15 protein-coding genes are annotated in these 17,570 nt (G+C 63.0%); 11 read left to right on the top strand and 4 right to left on the bottom strand.

Annotated features, from left to right (window positions below; all coding sequences use genetic code 11):
• Positions 1-103 precede the first annotated feature (103 nt).
• The 8 genes from PCJ49_RS21745 (at position 104) to PCJ49_RS21710 (ending at position 10,389) form a co-directional block, all read left to right on the top strand.
• Positions 104-316, top strand: coding sequence for a hypothetical protein (locus PCJ49_RS21745; RefSeq protein WP_269912806.1), 213 nt, complete (start codon positions 104-106; stop codon positions 314-316).
• Between the two features lie 260 nt (positions 317-576).
• Entirely contained in the window at positions 577-1,956 is a 1,380-nt protein-coding gene (locus tag PCJ49_RS21740) for a metallopeptidase TldD-related protein (protein WP_269912805.1), read from the top strand.
• 5 nt (positions 1,957-1,961) lie between these two features.
• Positions 1,962-3,422, top strand: a complete 1,461-nt coding sequence (gene tldD / locus PCJ49_RS21735) for a metalloprotease TldD (RefSeq protein ID WP_269912804.1) — start codon at positions 1,962-1,964, stop codon at positions 3,420-3,422.
• A gap of 256 nt (positions 3,423-3,678) precedes the next feature.
• Complete coding sequence (locus PCJ49_RS21730) at positions 3,679-4,662, top strand: AraC family transcriptional regulator (RefSeq protein WP_269912844.1); 984 nt, start codon at positions 3,679-3,681, stop codon at positions 4,660-4,662.
• Positions 4,663-4,869: 207 nt separating this feature from the next.
• Positions 4,870-7,185 (top strand): TonB-dependent receptor, encoded by a 2,316-nt coding sequence (locus tag PCJ49_RS21725; protein ID WP_269912803.1) that lies wholly within the window; start codon positions 4,870-4,872, stop codon positions 7,183-7,185.
• Between the two features lie 177 nt (positions 7,186-7,362).
• A complete protein-coding gene (locus PCJ49_RS21720) occupies positions 7,363-9,198 on the top strand; it encodes an SbmA/BacA-like family transporter (RefSeq protein ID WP_269912802.1) in 1,836 nt (611 codons plus the stop codon).
• A complete protein-coding gene (gene trxA / locus PCJ49_RS21715; RefSeq protein ID WP_269912801.1) occupies positions 9,182-9,517 on the top strand; it encodes a thioredoxin in 336 nt (111 codons plus the stop codon). The genes PCJ49_RS21720 and trxA overlap by 17 nt, the downstream gene beginning before the upstream one ends.
• Complete coding sequence (locus tag PCJ49_RS21710; protein ID WP_269912800.1) at positions 9,514-10,389, top strand: hypothetical protein; 876 nt, start codon at positions 9,514-9,516, stop codon at positions 10,387-10,389. Before trxA ends, PCJ49_RS21710 begins: the two co-directional genes overlap by 4 nt.
• A gap of 170 nt (positions 10,390-10,559) precedes the next feature.
• On the opposite strand, the gene PCJ49_RS21705 is transcribed toward PCJ49_RS21710, so the two are convergent.
• From PCJ49_RS21705 to PCJ49_RS21695, 3 genes are read right to left on the bottom strand one after another with little or no spacing between them, the layout of a single operon-like run.
• Complete coding sequence (locus tag PCJ49_RS21705; RefSeq protein WP_269912799.1) at positions 10,560-11,966, bottom strand: aminotransferase; 1,407 nt, start codon at positions 11,964-11,966, stop codon at positions 10,560-10,562.
• A 14-nt stretch (positions 11,967-11,980) separates the two neighbouring features.
• Entirely contained in the window at positions 11,981-12,679 is a 699-nt protein-coding gene (locus PCJ49_RS21700) for an aspartate/glutamate racemase family protein (protein WP_269912798.1), read from the bottom strand.
• Positions 12,669-13,604 (bottom strand): 3-hydroxyacyl-CoA dehydrogenase NAD-binding domain-containing protein, encoded by a 936-nt coding sequence (locus PCJ49_RS21695; RefSeq protein WP_269912797.1) that lies wholly within the window; start codon positions 13,602-13,604, stop codon positions 12,669-12,671. Before PCJ49_RS21695 ends, PCJ49_RS21700 begins: the two co-directional genes overlap by 11 nt.
• A gap of 218 nt (positions 13,605-13,822) precedes the next feature.
• Here PCJ49_RS21695 and PCJ49_RS21690 point away from each other — a divergent pair, with 218 nt between their 5' ends.
• From PCJ49_RS21690 to PCJ49_RS21680, 3 genes are all read left to right on the top strand, one after another.
• The gene (locus PCJ49_RS21690; protein WP_269912796.1) at positions 13,823-14,512 is read left to right on the top strand and encodes a GntR family transcriptional regulator; all 690 of its coding nucleotides are present in this window, start codon (positions 13,823-13,825) and stop codon (positions 14,510-14,512) included.
• Positions 14,513-14,651: 139 nt separating this feature from the next.
• Positions 14,652-15,410 (top strand): SDR family NAD(P)-dependent oxidoreductase, encoded by a 759-nt coding sequence (locus PCJ49_RS21685; protein WP_269912795.1) that lies wholly within the window; start codon positions 14,652-14,654, stop codon positions 15,408-15,410.
• Between the two features lie 81 nt (positions 15,411-15,491).
• On the top strand, positions 15,492-16,853 hold the full coding sequence (locus PCJ49_RS21680) for a flavin monoamine oxidase family protein (RefSeq protein ID WP_269912794.1): 1,362 nt from the start codon (positions 15,492-15,494) through the stop codon (positions 16,851-16,853).
• Positions 16,854-16,959: 106 nt separating this feature from the next.
• Here the strand turns inward: PCJ49_RS21680 and PCJ49_RS21675 are convergent, their stop codons facing one another.
• Positions 16,960-17,556 carry a TetR/AcrR family transcriptional regulator gene (locus PCJ49_RS21675; protein ID WP_269912793.1) on the bottom strand — a complete coding sequence of 199 codons (597 nt, stop codon included), beginning with the start codon at positions 17,554-17,556 and terminating at the stop codon, positions 16,960-16,962.
• Positions 17,557-17,570: the final 14 nt, after the last annotated feature.

Here is a 17,570-nt window from a genome sequence, read left to right as displayed (position 1 = left end):
TCCGCAAGGCCGCAAAACCGACGGCGGTGTGCGGGTCCGTGCCTTGCAAAACCCTGTCGCACAATTGCGGAGGGGCGCGAGCCTTTTTGCAAGGAGAAGCGACATGAAGCTGGACCTTCTCACGCAAGGCCAAACGGCGGATGACATTCAAAAGTCCCATGTCGATCACTCCAGTGCCCCCCGTCGCTCAACGCGCAGGGGGAACGGTCACATGGGGCAATTCTCAATGCAAATAAGCCGCCTTCCGGGTCAGTTCCGCGTGGAAATCACCAAAATGGCCTTTGTCTTGTGGCAATTGGGTGCTGCCGCCCCCTGAATGGCGGTGCGACGGGCCGTGAAAAGAGGGCTGCCGGCCCTGAACCTGCCCGTCTTGCGCTCTGGAGCAATCAGGCGGGCTTCAGAGGGCAAGAGATCAGCGGTCGAATGCCCTAAACCCATTCAAAGCGGCTCCACGGGGCAAGTGCGCAGCACCTTGCTCGGCTTCCTGCATTGCGTCCCGTCATCAAGGCGCATGTCACGGTTGATGCCAAGAGTACCTGCCATTTTCGGAGATGATCGAGGGGTAGAATATCAAAAATGGTCAATCATCGCGGACAGACCGATCCGGGGGATGCCGGTTCCAATCTGCTGACAAGCGCACAGCATATGGCCGATGTCGCGCAGTCAGTGATTTCACATGCCCGCACCATGGGGGTAGCCGATATTCTGTGTGCTGTTGAGGAAATGGCGGGCGGCACTGTCAGGGTGGTGAACCGGTCGCTGGACAGCGCCGTGCGCGATGGCAGCTATTCGCTGTCCGTCACTATTTATGACCGTGGCAGAACCGGCCAGGCCCATTCGCAATCCCTGGCGGCTGAGGATGTTCGCCGGACCGTGGACCATGCGCGCGCCATTGCCGCCCAGGTTGAACCCGACGAGGCGGCCGGGTTGGCCGCCCCGGCCCTGATGGCCTTTGACACGCCCGATATTCCCCTGTTTGCCCCTTCTGCAATGGGGATGGACGGGCTGGAGGATCGGGCGCTGCAGGCCGAAGAATCCGCCCTGGAGACGGGTAACGGGGCCTTACGGGTGCTGGAGGCCGGCATGGCCAGCCACGACCGGCGCTGGGCCCTGGCCACCAGCCAGGGTTTCCTGCGCACCGGTAGCAGTTCCTTTCACCAGTCCTGGTGTGTGGCCCTGGCTGGCAATGATGGGGCCATGGTGCGGGATGCCTGGCAGTCGCAGGACCGCCACTTCCAGGCGCTGCTGTCGCCAGAGGCGTTGGGGGCGCTGGCGGCACGGCGGACCCTGGATAAGCGGAATGCCCGGCCCGTGCCGGCCTGGAACGGGCCGGTGCTGATTGATGCCACGGTTGCGTCCAGTCTGGTGGGGGAGTTGTGCGCCGCCCTGGGTGGGCGGGCGCAGCACCAGCGCGCCACCTTCCTGCCCGACGCGTTGGGCCAGACGGTGCTGCCGGACGATATCGATCTGATCGAGGAGCCGCTGGAGCCCTTCGGCCTCGCCAGCCGAGCCTATGATGGGGAAGGTGTGGCGGGCCGAACCCGTGCCATTGTGGAAGGGGGTGTTGTATCGGGACTTTTCCTGAGTTCGGCCTCTGCCCGCAAGCTGGGAATGCAATCGACCGGCAGCGCTGACGGTTACGGCAATCTGACCCTGAGCAGCCGTCAGCCCGGTGGCGATCAACGGCAGATGCTGACCCGCCTGCAGCGGGGCCTGTGGCTGACCGAATTTCTGGGTGGCAATGTCAACCCGGTGACGGGTGCCTATTCCAAGGCGGCGGCCGGTTTCTGGGTGGAACAGGGGCAGGTGGCCTATCCGGTTCACAATCTGATGGTTTCCGGGAACATCCGCGACATTCTGCGCGGCGTCGTCACCATTGGCAGCGATACGCACCGCGCCGGCGCGGTGCGCACCGGTTCCATCCTGATTGAAACCCTGCAGGTCACGGGGGGCTGAAAACCATGCTGATATCTTCGTGCAACGATGTGATCGCCCACGCCCGGCAAGTGCTGCTGACCCCGGAGGGGCTGGATCTGGATAGCCTGGGCCGGACGCTGGAAGCGATGAGCGGCAAAGGCATCGATCACGCCGATCTTTATTTTGAAAGCGGCAGCCAGGAGGATTGGATGCTGCAGGAGGGCCGCGTCACCCGTGGCGCCTTCTCCATCACCCGAGGGGTTGGGGCCCGGACCATTGCCGGGGAGAAGGTGGGGTTCGCCTATGCCAGCGACCTGACACCCCGTGCCTTGCAGGCCCTGGTGGAGGCCAATCGCAGCATGATCCGCCTGGGCCGGGATGCGTCTGAGGCCGGTGGTGTCGATCTTTCCGCCGGCCCCCGGGGCGGGGGCGCGGCCTATCCGCCCGTGGCGGCAGGGGGCGGGCTGGAATCACCTGCGCGCATCGCCTTGTTGCGCCGTCTGGATGGGCTGGCGCGGGCGGCCGATCCGCGTATCCGCCAGGTGATGGCACGGCTGAGCGTCACCGACACGCTGGTGCTGATTGCAGCCAGCGACGGGACCCTGGCCGCCGACATCCGCCCCCTGATTGAAATCAACATGTCGGTCCTGGCCGAGGCCGGCGGCCGTCGGGCCAATGGCTCGGCCAGTTTGGGCGGGCGTATGGCCCTGTCCGCCGTGACAGAGGAAAATCTGTCCGCCATGGCTGACCGGGCCACCCGCATGGCGCTGACATTGCTGGATGCGCGCCCGGCTCCGGCGGGTGAAATGCCGGTGGTGCTGGGCCCCGGTTTCCCCGGTGTGCTGTTGCATGAGGCCGTCGGGCACGGGCTGGAAGGGGATGCGCACCGTAAACGCTCCTCCGTCTTCGCCAGCATGATGGGGGAGATGATCGCCCATCCCAGTGTCACCGTCATGGATGATGCCACGGTGGCAGGCGCGCGCGGCGCGCTCAACATTGATGATGAAGGCACGCCGGGTGCGCGCAACCTGCTGATCGACAAGGGGCGTCTGGTTGGGCTGATGCAGGACCGGATGAATGCCCGGCTGTTGGGCGTGGGGGTGACGGGGAATGGCCGCCGGCAATCCTATGCCGATCTGCCCATGCCGCGCATGACCAATACCTATCTTCAGGCCGGGCAACATGACCCGCAGGAGATCATCGCCAGTGTGGGCAACGGGCTTTATGCCGTCTCTTTCGGCGGGGGGACTGTGGATATCACCAGCGGTCAATTCAACTTCACCGCCACCGAAGCCTATCTGATCGAAGATGGCAAGGTCACAGCCCCGGTGATGGGGGCGACCCTAATCGGCATGGGACATGAGGCGCTGCGCCATGTCTCCATGACCGGCCATGACCTGGCCCTGGATGCGGGCATCTGCATCAAGGCCGGCCAGCAATTGCCGGTCTGTGTTGGCCAGCCGACGGTGCGGATCGACCGGATGCTGGTCGGCGGGGCCCGCTGAACCTGGCTTGCCCCACAGCGCATTCCCCTTATCTGGTCGATATGGGAATGCGCCGTAATTATGGCGGTATCAGACTGGAAAGAGGGTAGGTGGTGGGCACCTGCGGCTTTCCATCTGGTGCCCGTTGATTTGCCTGAGAGTGCATCCGTTATAATTTACGCTTCCTTTCCCCCTCTGCCCATGGCGCATTGACGGATCGGCGCAAACCCATGCCAGCAAGGGGCGTTGGCGACGATTTCAAGCATCGGGGCAGGTGATGACGATGTCGGCGGAGATGGATGTCAGGTGGGAGGAAATGCAGGCGGCATTCGGCGCCATGGCATCTTCCTCCACGCTGCCGCAGGAATGGCAGTTGATCACTATTCCCACCGAACTGGCCCTGATCCACAAGATCAGCGCCGATGCCTTCCAGTTCAATGGCCAGCGCGTGGGCATGGCCAACCCCAATGATCTGAAATGCCGTCTGGTGCTGGTCGAAAAAGGTTCGCTTTCTGTCATGCAGTGGAGTGGCCATCGCCGTTTAGGGCCTGGGGAGGCGGTGCTGTTGACGGATGTGAATGGCAATGAGCTTCACGCTTCAGGGCCGATCGAACTCATCATTCTTGCTTTGCCGATCTGGTGGTGCCTGCGGGAACTTGCCGAAGCCACCCGGGTCATTACCGAGACGTTCATTCCGGCCGGCTTCATCGGTGCCAGTGCGCTGGCGCAGTTGGTCCGGGCCATGGCGGAAAAGGGCAATGGGGTCTGGGTGGCGTCAGCAGGGCGCCTGCTGTCTGCCTTGCTGAAAGAAGCCTTGCTGGCGCAGGTGAATGAACATGAGTCCGCGCGACAGGGGGCCGTGTTCACCGAACGGCGGATGCAGGAGATTTTTGCCTTCATCTGCCTGAATTATGGCCAGGAAGGCTTGAGCGCCCGTGATGCGGCTGCGGCATTGGGCTATTCACTGCGAACCGTGCATAAGACCTGCGCCGCGCGGGGCACCAGCTTTACCACGCTGTTGATGGAAACCCGGCTCTCCGCTGCCGCCTATCAGCTATCCCTGGGGACGGAACGGATATCCGAAATCGCCTATGAAGCGGGCTTCAGCAGCCTTTCCCATTTTTGCCGGTTATTCCGCCAGCGCTTCGGTCTGTCGGCGGGTGAATATCGCCGGGGGGTTGCTTTGCCCCTGGTGGGATCGGCGGATGACGACTATGGCGATGACCAGCCAGCTCCCACGGCTTCCCCCACGGACCCGTGATGGCAGGGCACTCCCAGGCAATGACTTACGCACGCTGAGGCAAGACATAAAACTGTCAATTACTAAGATGTTTGCCGTGGCAAATCGGTGAAATAAAATATGCACATTATGAAAATGTGAAATATTCACTGTCACCTTGCGTGGTGAGAACCGGGGGAAAGCCCGTCGCCGTTTGCCTGCGTCATCTCAGAACGTTGGGGGTCTTCCGTGAGAACCGTGTTTTCCAGCCTTGTCGGTGGCAGCCTTGTTGCCTCGGCCATCCTGTCCCCGGCAGCCATGGCGGCGCCGATCAGCGAAAGTTATAATTTCGATGTCGCCGACGGCCGCTTGTTGGATGTGGTTGGTGTCATCACCGAACAGGCCCGCGCCACCAGCGCCATCAACCTGCCGGACGGGGCGAATGTGCCGGTCAAGGGGGTCCGGGGCCGCTACACGCTGAAAGAAGCGTTGATTCAGGTTCTGAAGGGCACGCCTTTTGATGTGGATATTTCCGCTGAAGGCAAGGTCAGTGTGGTGCGCCGGGAAGATGCCGTGGAAATCCTGGTCGTGGCGACGCGCCGGCGTGATTTCGTGCTGGACAGCAGCAGTATGCTGACGCGTACCGACACCCCGGCCCGGGAGATTCCGGCGACAGTGGATTCCGTGACGGAAGAGGTGCTGGAAAGCCAGAACGCCCTGTCGGTGGGGGAGGCGCTGCGCAATATCCCCGGCGTCAGCTATGCGGTCGGTATCGCCACAACCCCGAAGATCGGGCAATTCTCTACCCAGAATGTCAATTTTGTCAACGGGTTGCGGGCATCTGCCCTTTCCGTCAATTCCCCGATCAGCGATGTGGAATCCGTTCAGGTCCTGAAAGGGCCGGCGGCCATCCTGACCGGATCGGAAGTGGCGGGCGGCGTGATCAATCTGGTGCCCAAGCGTGCGACGGGGCGGCGGATCAGTGACGTGACCCTGGGGGGCGGCAGCAATGGCCAGTATATTCTGGGTGCTGACGTTGGCCGGACCTTGCTGGAAGATGAGGGGCTGGCCGGCCGTCTGGTTCTGCTGCGTCAGGCAGCCGACCGGCAGCCGGGTGGTGGGCGTGATCCGTCACAAACGGTGGTCAATCCCATTTTCGGCCTGCGCCGCGATGATCTGAAGATCGATGCCAGCCTGCAATGGTACCGCAATGACACGCCGCTGCTGGACACCTATTTCTGTGATCCGGCCAATGGCAGCTTTACGCCCTATGGCAACAATATTTCCGACAAGGCGCATCGCCAGGTCGAATCCACCCGTTTGTCCTACAGTATCGAAGACAAGATCGCCGATCTGGGAACGGATGGCTCGCTGACCCTGCGTTATCGTGGGCTGTTGCAGCGGGCCACGGGCGAGACGCAGATGCAATCGCCCCTGTTCATGCTGCCAGGGATGGGGGCCTATATTCAGAATGTTGCCTCTTATGACCGGCAGCGCCAGATCAGCCAATATGCCGATCTCTATGCCAAGTTCTCCACCGGGCGGTTGCAGCATCAGCTGATTGCTGGTTTCAACTATTCTGAAACGAAGACGAGAACAGCGGATACCGACGTGCCGCCGGGCATTCTGCCGCCGGGAACGCCCTTGCTGTCCGTCCCGAAAGACCAGCCCCGCGCCCCGATACGGGCCGAGCAATACAGCTTCGTGCTGCAGGACCAGATTACCTGGGATGCCTTCCATCTGCTGCTGGGGGCCAACCAAACACATTATGAGGACAAGGCCAGACGCTATAGCGGCGGTGTGTTGACCCCGACGGTCAGGGCGGAGTTCAACCGGTTCCTGCCCAATGTCGGTGTGGTCTATGATGTGGCGGATTGGGTATCCGCCTATTACAGCTATGCCAATGCGTTGATCCCCGTCTCCTCGCTCAATCGCAGCTTTGACGGCGCGACCCTGCGCCCGACCTTGCGCAAGCAGCATGAGGTGGGCGCGAAGGGGGCTTTCCTGGATGACAAGTTGACGGTCAACCTTTCCGCCAGCAAGGTCAGCACGGATTATGAAACCCGCGATGACCCCCTGCATCCCGGCTATTATCGCTCGGTGCCGGGGCTGGATGCCTGGAATTACGAAGTGTCACTGGCGGGCACGATCACGCCCAGCCTCCGCCTGCTGGCGGGCTATGTCTATTCGAAATCCAAATATAAGCCGGATGACCAGATCGGTAATATCCGCCGGACCAATGTCGGCTTCCCCCAGCATTCCGCCAACCTCTGGGCGATTCAGACCTTCACCCTGGGTGAAGAGGAACAGCTGGATGTGGGCTTGGGCGGGAATTACAGCGCCCGGTTCCAGACGGCTGATCTGCTGACGGGGCGCTATCTGCAGGTGAACCGTTCGTCCCTGTCTGTGAATGGCAGCTTGGCCTACGCGGTCAATGGCAACAAGATCAACCTGACGGTGGACAATATCTTCGATCGGCAGAATTTCCAGCCCTTCGAGACGACTTCGCAAATCACCTCGGCCCCGCCGCGCACCTTCCGTGTGACTTTCACCAAGTCGTTCTGAAACCCAGTTGCCCTGATCAGAACCTGACGGTTCTGATCAGGGTCCTCTATCGCCGGCGCCAACATCCGTTGGCTTGGCTTCACGCGGCACGGGCCGCGCGGCGGCGGTCGCTGCCGTACCAGGCTTGCGATAAGTTCCATTCATCACAGCTTGGTATAAGACGGGGAATCCTGAAAAATGCAATCGACACAGCCGCTGGTCGATCCGGTGGTGACTGAAGTCGTCTCCTCCGATCTGCCACCTGAGTCCCGTTCAGAGGGGTTGCGGGCCGATATCGCTTATGGCGCGCGGCTGATTGCCAGCTATCTGCGCAGTGATCTTGTTATCGGTGTGGCGTTGCTGGCCATGAAGTTCGGGCTGGAAGCGGGAAGCAGCATGGTCATGCTGAAAGCCCAGCTCCAACTGGCCGAGGTGACCAATGCTCTGGTGGAGCGCAAGACAGACATCGTTCCGCCCCTGTTATCGGTCATTCTTCTGCTGGGCGTCTGCGTGATCGCCTTCTCGCTATTGCGCGATTTTTCCAGCTACACCCTGCGGATGCGGGCGCGGCAGCACCTGACCGACCGCATTACCGACCGCTGGATGGCAAAGGATCGCTTCTATCATCTGGAGCGCTACCGCAAGGTCGATCACCCAGAGCAGCGGATACAGGAAGATATCTACGCCTTTGTCGAAAATGTGCTGTCGATGGGGCCGACCATCTTCGGGGCTGTCTTCTCCATCACGCTCTATGCCCGTGAGCTCTGGCGGTTGTCGCCCCCGTTGACCGTCTCCCTGTTCGGGACGGAGCTGGTTGTGCATGGCTCCTTCTTCTTTGCCGTCTGCGCCTTTGCCTTCGGCTGGACCTTGGTGACCCATTGGCTGGGGCGGGGGCTGACGCGGGCTGAGATCGTGCGGCAGCGGCTGGAGGCCCAGTTCCGTGAGGATATGGCCGGCATCCGGGAAAATGGCGAGGCCATCGCCTTTGAAAAGGGAACCCGGATCGAATGCCAGCGCCTGAACGGGACGTTTGGTCTGATCCGCCGCAACTGGTTGCTTTATACCATTGCCAATATGCGGGTGACCCTCGCTTCCAGTGTACCGACGGTGGTTTTGCTGGCAGCACCGATGCTGATGTGCGCGCCCTATATCATGAAGGGGCAGATGCAGATGGGTGACCTGCAGATGGTTACCGGGTCGATGATGATGGTCTATAACTCCGCCGGCATCTTCATCATTCTCTATCGCGGTCTGGCGATGCTGCGTTCGGCCGTCTCGCGTCTGCATTTTTTCGACCGTCAGCTCGACAGTCTGCCAGCCCCCTCCATCCAGGTTACGCCAGCCGATGGCGGTACCATCCGCACCCGCGATCTGGCCCTGGCCTATCCGGATGGGCGGCCGATGCTGCGGGTTGCGGATCTTGCTATTGCCCCCGGGGACCGGCTGTTGATCAAGGGGCCTTCCGGTGCCGGGAAGAGCACGTTGCTGCGGGCCTTGTCGGGCCTGTGGCCGCATGGTGGCGGACAGGTGCAGGCACCGGACCATGTTCGTTGCTGTTTCCTGCCCCAGCGCAGCTATATGCCGGATGGCACTCTGGCCTCGCTCATCGCCTATCCGGCGGCACCGGACAGCATTCCCGATGCTGTCTATGCTGAAATTCTGGGCCGGTTGAACCTGGCCGCCCTGGTGCCGAGACTGCACGAATTTGCACCCTGGCGGCGTATTCTCTCACCCGGTGAACAGCAGCGCATCGCCTGTGCGCGTGCCATTCTCAGCGGGGCGGACTTTGTTTTCCTGGATGAGTCCACCAGTGCGCTGGATATGCACGCTGAGACAAGTTTTTACACGCTTCTGGATGAGCGGCTTCCCAAAGCAGCGATTATATCCGTTGCACACCGGTCGACCGTTGAACGGTTCCACAACCAGATCGCCGAAGTGACTGCGGGGCAGCTTGTCCTTCAGCCGTCACCCCCGTCTGTCGATCCGGCATCCCGACCCAGCCAAGAGGGTATCACCCATGTCATTGATCGCTGAGATATCCGAGGCGGCGTTCGCCACGGAAGTGTTGCAGGCCGGCCAGCCCGTCCTGGTTGATTTCCACGCCCAATGGTGCGGCCCCTGCAAGGCCATGGCACCGGCGCTGGAGGATGTGGCCCGTGAATATGAGGGGCTGGCCCGCATCGTGAAGGTGGATATTGACGCCCAGCCGGGCCTTGCCCAGACCTATAGCATCCGGGGCGTGCCGACGCTTCTGCTGGTCGCGGGCGGCGAGGTGAAGGAACGCTATACCGGCGGCCTGGGGCGCGGCAAGCTGTCGGAAATCCTGGAACGCCATCTGGAGCCGGGCCAATGAGCGCCTTGAAAAGCGAGGCCTTCTATGGCGCGGAGTTTGTCCGCACCGAGGTGCTGGACGGGTTGCAGGGGGGGGAACGGGCCGGGACGCTGATGCGCCTGTGGCTGGCCGGCCGTTCCCACGAAGCACGCTACGACGTGATCGCGGCAGAGTTCGGCCTGGATGCGTCCCTGGTGCGGCTGGTGTCGGCGCTGGGCGGCGATCCGCTGGACAGCGATGTGCAGCGCTTTGTCTTTGATCTGATCAAGGCGGTGCCGACCGGGGCACCGATTGACAATGTTGTGTCCGACTGGATGATCTGGACCTGGGATCACGGGTTCGTCAGCCTGCGGGAGCGGCTGCGGGGCAGCGAGGCCGAAGCGCCGGCCCAGGCAATCATCGACCTGATCCGGACCAACAGGATCGATCCGGTGGATGCCGGTCTGTTCCGTCAGGCCCGCAATGCGGCGCGGCGGGCCACCGCCGCGAGCCCGACCCTGTCTTCCTATGGCGAGGTTCTGCAGGCCATGGCCTGGGACAGCAAACGTCTGCCGGGGGTGATCCAGGACGTGGTGTCCGCCTGGACCCAGGCATTGCGCCAGGAAAGCCTGCGGAACAGCGGTTGGACAGAGGAGATGGAGCGCGAGTTGGACGCGCTGCGTACCGGCATTTTCGATGCCGCTGCTGCAGAGGTCAAGGCTGCTGGTTTGACCGAGAGGGAGGAGATGATCCGCCTTCTGCGCAAACTGGAGGCGGAGGGCTGGGAACGTTCCGGCAAGGAGGCCTTGCGTGACCAAAACCAGTCATGCCGGTTTGTCGCCAACGCCCATATTGCCCAATGGGTCGAAAGCGCGCGCCTGGCCCTGATCGAACAGGTCAAAGCGGCCGGGTGACCCGCTGCTGAAACCAATCTGCCTTGATCGGTGATGATCAAGGCAGATTGACCATCACCATCCCGGCCCTGGACCGGTGCTTGAAGTCATGGGCCAGGCGCAGGGACCGGGTACAGATGAGGGAACGCGAAATCTCCCTTGATCGGTCACGGGTCATGGGAGATTGGGCCTTATCCGGCCAGGGCCTTCAGTTGCGGGGTCACGCGCTCCAGCGCGGTGACGTAGCGTTCCACGGCCTCTTCTAGTTCCGCTTCCCCGATGATCAGGGGCGGGGAGAAGGAATTGACGGGCAGATAGGGCAGGGCGCGGGCCAGCACCCCCTGTTCGGTGGCTTCCCGCGCAACGATCCGGTGCGGGGCCGCCTGGGGGGCGAAGGCGCGGCGGGTGGCCCGGTCGGCGATAAGCTCCACGCCCACCATCAGGCCGCTGCCCCGGATGTCGCCAACAAACGGATGGCCCCCCAGCCGTGCGCGCAGCCGTTCCAGCAGCAGGTCTCCTTGCTGGTTGGCGCGGGCGACCAACTGTTCCTGTTCCAGGATATCCAGGTTCGCCAGGGCCACCGCGCATCCGACCGGATGGCCGGAATAGGTGAAGCCGTGCATGAAGGTGCCGGTCTTGGGGGATGCCTGGGCCAGGGCCTGCCAGAGCCGGTTGGAAATAATGGTGGCCGATAAGGGGAAATAGGCGCTGGTCACGCCCTTGGCCAGGGAGACGATATCCGGCTTCAGCCCGTATTTGCCCGATCCGAACCAATGGCCGGTACGCCCGAACCCGGTGATCACCTCATCCACGATCAGCAGGATATCATGCTGCGCCAGCAGCTTCTGAAGCCCTTCAAAATAGCCGGCCGGTGGCAGCAGCACGCCGCCTGTTCCCATCACGGGTTCGGCGATGAAGGCCCCGATGGTCTCCGGCCCTTCGCGTTCGATCAGCGCCGCCACCTCGGCGATCATGCGGGCGCTGAAATCCGCCTCGCTTTCCCCGTCATGGGCGAAGCGGTAATGATGCGGGCAGGAGGTGTGCAGCACATCGGCGACCGGCTGATCGAACATCTGGTGATAGGAGCTGATGCCGGTCAGGCTGCCACTGGCATAGGAAACACCGTGATAGGCACCTTGCCGCGAGATGATCTTCTTCTTGGCCGGCTTGCCGATCAGGTTGTGATAATAGCGCACCAGCTTGAAGGCCGTGTCATTGGCGTCCGATCCGGATGTCCCGAAGAACACGCGCGCCATATCCTGTGAAACCGTGTCCCGGAACAGGGTCAGCAGGCGGTCGGCCAGCCGGATGGCGGGTTCCGATGCGGCCCCCCCGAACAGGTGCTGGTAACTGAGCCGACGCATGGCGTCGGCGGCCGCATCTGCCAGTTCTGCCCGGCCATAGCCGACATTGACGCACCAGAGCCCGGCCCCCATGTCGATCAGGGTCCGGCCCTTATGGTCGGTGACCTGCACACCCTGGGCGCTGTCAATGATGTAGGGGCCGTTCTGCTGCTGGTCGGCGATGGAACTCACCGGATGGAACAGGCTGGCCTGATCGATGGCTTCCAGGGAAGCGGGGGTGAAAGGGCTCGACATGGGGGAACCTCTGGTCAGACTTTTTCGAAAGGAAGGCAGCGGCGGCGCAGCGCTTCCACGGCAGCGACGGGGGTGCTGAGCACCGGGACATTCAGGCGGGATTGCAGCAGCGATTGCGCCCGCGCCAGGGAGAACTGGCCCAGAATGATGATGTCGGCTGCCCTCAGGCTTTTGGCGGCGTGCAGGACGATCCTGTCATGTGCGGCCGTATCACCGGCCTTCAGCGCCGCCAGCGCCCCTTCGGCAACGGCGATATCGGCCTGCACCGTCTGTCCCCGATCGGCGGCCATGGAAAGCAATTCGCGGTGTAAAGCCGGGGCTGATGGCCCGAAGCTGACCACAAGCCCGATCCGGCCCCCCTTGTCCAAGGCGGCATCGAAGGCTGATTCATTGGGGCGCAGGACGGGAATGGTCAGGCGCTGCTTGACCTGATCAATCGCCGGTCCGAAGGCCGAACAGGTGAACAGGATGCCGGCGGTGGACCCCGCCTTTCCCACGGTCCCGGCGGCATAATCGGCCAGGGTCTGGAAGCGCACCATCATGGGGTCGTCCAGACGGCCGCTTTCGGCCAGATCGACCGCCAGTGAGCTATCCAGAAGATCGAAAGGATATGCTGCCGGCCAATGGTCGCGGAAAGCGGCCTGGGCAGGGGTGACGGATTCCGCCAGGGCGTGGATCAGGGCGATCCGGGGGGCTGGCTGTTCAAACGGCATGGTCATCCCCCGCTGAGAGCTGTTGCCGGGCGGTCAAGGCTGCGATTAGACCCTGGTCGCGTTGTTGCTCCAGCGTGGCGATGGAACGCCCGGCCGCTTCCTGCGCGATCCCCTCGACAAGCTGCTGGCAGATTTCCGGCGTCAGCCGGGGCTGACCCAGGCTGGCCCAGCGGCGTTCCTGACTGGGGCCGAGATGCTGCAGGTAATGGCCGATGCCGCCCGCGCCTCCGCCCAGATGATAGGCCAGATGCGCGCCGATCACCGACCAGCGCAGCCCCGGCCCATGCACCAGCGCACGGTCGACATCGGCCACATCGGCGATGCCCGCCGCCACGATATGCACGGCTTCGCGCCAAAGGGCAGAGGCGAGCCGATTGGCGATATGGCCGGTCGCCTCCTTCTTCAACACCACCGTTTCCCGCCCCAGCGCCTGATAGAAGCGCACGGCCCGGTCAACCACCGCCGCTTCCGTCCCGTAGATTTCCACCAGGGGCATCAGGTGTGGCGGGTTGAACGGATGGGCCGTCACCAGCCGGCCGGGCCGGGCCATGCCGGTGGCCAGCGCTGACCAGGTCAGTGACGATGTGCTGCTGGCAATCACGGCATCTGCGGGGGCGGCCGCTTGCACCTGTGCATAAAGGCGCTGTTTCAGCGCCACGTTCTCCGGCGCATTTTCCTGCACCCAGTCTGCATCGGCCACAGCGGCTTCCACCGTGGCGGCCAGACGGATCTGCCCCGGTTCGGCTGCGGCCACACCCAGGGCACGCAACTGATCCAGCATGGGCAAGACATGGCGGGGCAGCGCCGCCAGGGCATCGCCGTCGGGGTCCCAGGCGCTGACATTGATGCCGTGTGCCAGTAACAGGGCGGCCCAGCTTTGTCCGATCAAACCACAGCCCAACAGGGCAACATCCCGTTCTGGCATTCATCGGGCTCCATTCAGGGGAACCGGTGCCGCCCCAGCGGCGCCTGACTTTTTCTATTTGAGGGACGGGCAGGGCGGATGCAAGATGAATCGTGATCTGCGATCGCATTTTTGTCGTGGCTGAAAATGGAGCAGGGATGGCATATTGCTGAAACACAGCCTTGTTTGGCGTGATGGAGCCGTTACCATGGGCCGCTGTGAATTGCAGGGGGAGTGACGTGAGCCTGATATCGCCGATTGGTCTGGAAGCGATCGAAACCGTACCGCTTCATGAACTGGTCTATAAGCGGCTGACCCATGCCTTGATGTCTGGCCAGATTGAGCCGGGCCGAAAGCTCACATCACGTAAACTGGCGGCGGAACTGGGCACCAGCGACATGCCCGTCCGGGCGGCCCTGCTGCGGCTTCAGGCTTTGAAGGTGCTGACGCCCCTGCCCACAAATGGCACCCTGACCCTGCCGCCGATGACGCGCGAGCGATTCCTGGATCTGATGAAGACCCGACAGGTCTGTGAGGGGGCGGCCACGGAAATGGCAGCACAGCACCTGACCCGCGCCCAGATACGTGCCTTGAAACTGGCCGGTGCCGGCCTGACTCAGGCGGCCCGCGATCAGGATATCGCCCGTTATCTGCTGTGCAATTACGAGTTCAAATTCACCGTGTACCGCATGTGCGGGTCGGAATCGCTGTTGTTTCTGATTGAAACCCTGTGGCTGCAGGTCGGGCCGTTTCTGCGTCAGTTCGCCGGAAAGTTCGGGGGTGATCTTTCCGGGATTCTGACCCTGGATCATCATCCGGCCGTCATTGACGCCTTGGAACGCCGCGACGGGCCGGCGGCGGCGGCGGCCATGCGGGCGGACATTGCCGATGGTGCGCATTTCCTGAACGAGCACGCGGAATTTTTCTGAGGCCGGCGGCTCATGGTCAGCGAAGGAACGCCCTGACCATGGGCCGCGTACGAATTGCCCCTTGATTTTTGCGATCGCAAATCTAAGATCGCAGTAATCATCAAACATATCCATAACGGGTACAGGGGAATCTGGGAACATGTCGATCTTTGGCAAGACGGGCATCGTTACCGGTGCCACATCGGGGATCGGGCGGGCCATCGCCCTGGAACTGGCGGCACAAGGGGTAAGTCTGCTGCTGGTGGGACGGGATGCCGTCCGCGGTGCAGCGGTCAGGGACGCGGTGGCCACCCAGGGGGTGCAGGCGCATTTCCTGGCGGCCGATCTTTCCGATCGGTCGGCGCCCGATCGGATCGTCCAGGCTGCTCTGGACGCGTTCGGGCGCATCGACCTGCTGGTCAACAATGCCGGCATGATGGTGACGGGAACCGCGCAGAACACCACGGATGAGCAGTGGGACCGGGTATTGGATGTCAACCTGTCCACAGCCTTCCGTCTGTCGCGCGCTGTGCTGGCCCCGATGCTGGCCCGGCAATCGGGGGCCATCGTCAATATCGCCTCTGACTGGGCACTGATGGGCGCGCGCGGGGCTGTGGGCTATGCCGTGTCGAAGGCGGCCCTGGCGCAGTTGACCCGCTGCATGGCCCTGGACCATGCCCGCGACGGCATTCGCGTCAATGCCGTCTGCCCCGGCGATACGGATACGCCCATGCTGGACGGGGCCATTCCCGGTCTTGAACGTGGCGAGATGCTGTCCACGATCGGGCAGGGCGTTCCGCTGGGCCGCGTGGGTCGGCCGGAGGAAGTGGCACGCGTCGTGGCGTTCCTGGCCTCTGATGCCGCCACCTTCATGACGGGCGCGCTGGTGCCGGTGGATGGCGGCAATTCCGCCCAGTGACGGCCTGCCCGCCGCCCGGTTCCCCATTCCGTGATCGGCCCCCCCGATGGCGGGTGCCCCCAGATGTTTCAGGAGATTGAGATGCCTGCCTCTGCCTCTCAAAATGTTGATGTCGCCATTATCGGGGCCGGTTTCGCCGGCCTCAGCGCTGCCCGCCGGATACAGGATGCCGGATATTCCGTGGTTGTTCTGGAAGCCCGTGACCGTGTGGGCGGACGCATCCATACCCGCCGCACCCCCGATGGGCTCCCCGTTGATGTGGGCGGCCAGTGGATCGGGCCGGGCCAGGACCGGGTGTTGGCCCTGACCGCCGAACTGGGCGTGGAAACCTTTTCCACCCATGAAGCGGGCGACAATCTGTTCTGCAACCAGGGAAAAATCATCCGTTTCGCCGATATGGTGCCCCCCTATGACGCGGCGGAGGAAGCGGAAATCCATGCCGCCTTCGCCACGCTGGACAGGCTGGCCGCCACCATTGATCCCCAGGCTCCCTGGTTGGCACCGGACGCCGAAGCGCTGGATAGCCAGAGCTATGCGGCCTGGATTGACCGCACCGTCAGCGGCGCGCCGGCGCGGTTCTGGCTGCGCTTTCTGGGCCATTCCATCTTTGCGGCCGATGCGCGCGAACTCTCCTTGCTGCATGTGCTGTTCTATATCCGCGCCGGGGGCAGCCTGGATGGGCTGATCCGCATCGGCGGTGGGGCGCAGGAATGGCGCTTTACCAAGGGGGCACAGCATCTGGCGGAACGGCTGGCCGATCTTCTGCGGCCGGCGATACGCTTCAACCATGTCGTCCGGGCCATCACCCAGGATGAACAGGGCGTCACGCTGGATCATGGTGATGGTACCGTGCGTGCGCGCCGGGTGATTGTCACGCTGCCCCCTGCTTTGGCCGGGCGTCTGACCTATAGCCCCGCCCTGCCGGGGCGGCGCGATCACCTGACCCAGCGGATGCCGATGGGGGCCTGCATCAAGATACAATGTGTCTATGATCGCCCCTTCTGGCGGCAGCAGGGGCTGTCGGGTGTGTCGGTCAGCGATCAGGGGCCGATCAGCCTGACCTATGACAATTCCCCGGCCTCTGCTGCCGTGGGCGTCATTGTTGGTTTCATCGAAGGGGATGACGCCAAGGAATGGACGGGGCGCAGCGTGGCGGAGCGGCGGCAAGCCGTTCTGGATACGCTGGCCCATCGTTTCGGACCTGATGCCGCCCGTCCGCGCCATTACGAGGAACAATCCTGGCTGGAGGAGGAATTCTCCCGTGGCGGCTATGCCGGTTTCATGGTGCCCGGCGCCTGGACCAGCCTGGGGCCCGCCCTGCGGGAGCCGGTGGGGCATATCCATTGGGCCGGCACCGAAACCTCCTGGGCTTGGTGTGGCTTCATGGAAGGCGCCATCCGGTCTGGCGAACGGGCCGCCGAAGAGGTGGTGGCATTGCTTTAATCGTAATCCGCCTTGATCATAATCGATCAAGGCGGATTTCATGCGCCCCTCCCGCGTCGGGCCCCCGCATCCCGTGGACCTGGCCCCATGGCGACGGCACCAATGGTCAGGAATCCTGGCTGTTGGTGCCGTTTGATTCTGCCCGCACCGCATCGGCGGCGGCCCCCAGAAACTGCCTTGACAGGTCGTCGTCATTGACGGACCGGGCAAGGAGGACGGCGCCAACCATGGTTGCCAGCGTGGTCATGGCCTGCTTGCGCGTTTTATCGTCCTGAGGGTCGCCCAGCCACGCTTCAAGCAGATCAAGCTGTGACCGGATGCCGTCTTCAAAGGATGCCTTGACGCCATCGCCCTGTCGGGCCGCGTCCGCACCCAGGGCGACAATCGGGCACCCAAGCTGCCATTCATCCCGATGCTCTGGGCTGAGATATAGGGTCAGCATCGCGGCCAGCGGATCAGCGGGGTTTTGTTCGGCAGCCTTTGTCCAGCGCTGGAAAACATTTTCGAACGCGCGCCGGGACGCCTGGGCGGCCAAATCCTCCTTTGATGAAAACTGCTTATAGAAGGCGCCCTGCGTCAGCCCGGCCCCTTCCATCAAATCCTTCAGACCGATCCCGTCAAAGCCGTGCTCCCGAAACAGGCGGCTTGCCACGGTGATGACGTGCTCCCGGTTCTCGGTCGCCTGGGTGCGGCTTACACGCATCAGCCCTCTCCTTT

The sequence above is a fragment of the Niveispirillum sp. BGYR6 genome (assembly GCF_027568365.1).
Classification (GTDB): Bacteria; Pseudomonadota; Alphaproteobacteria; order Azospirillales; family Azospirillaceae; genus Niveispirillum.
Note: the sequence above shows the minus strand (reverse complement) of the source record. Positions and strands in the feature narration are given on the sequence as shown.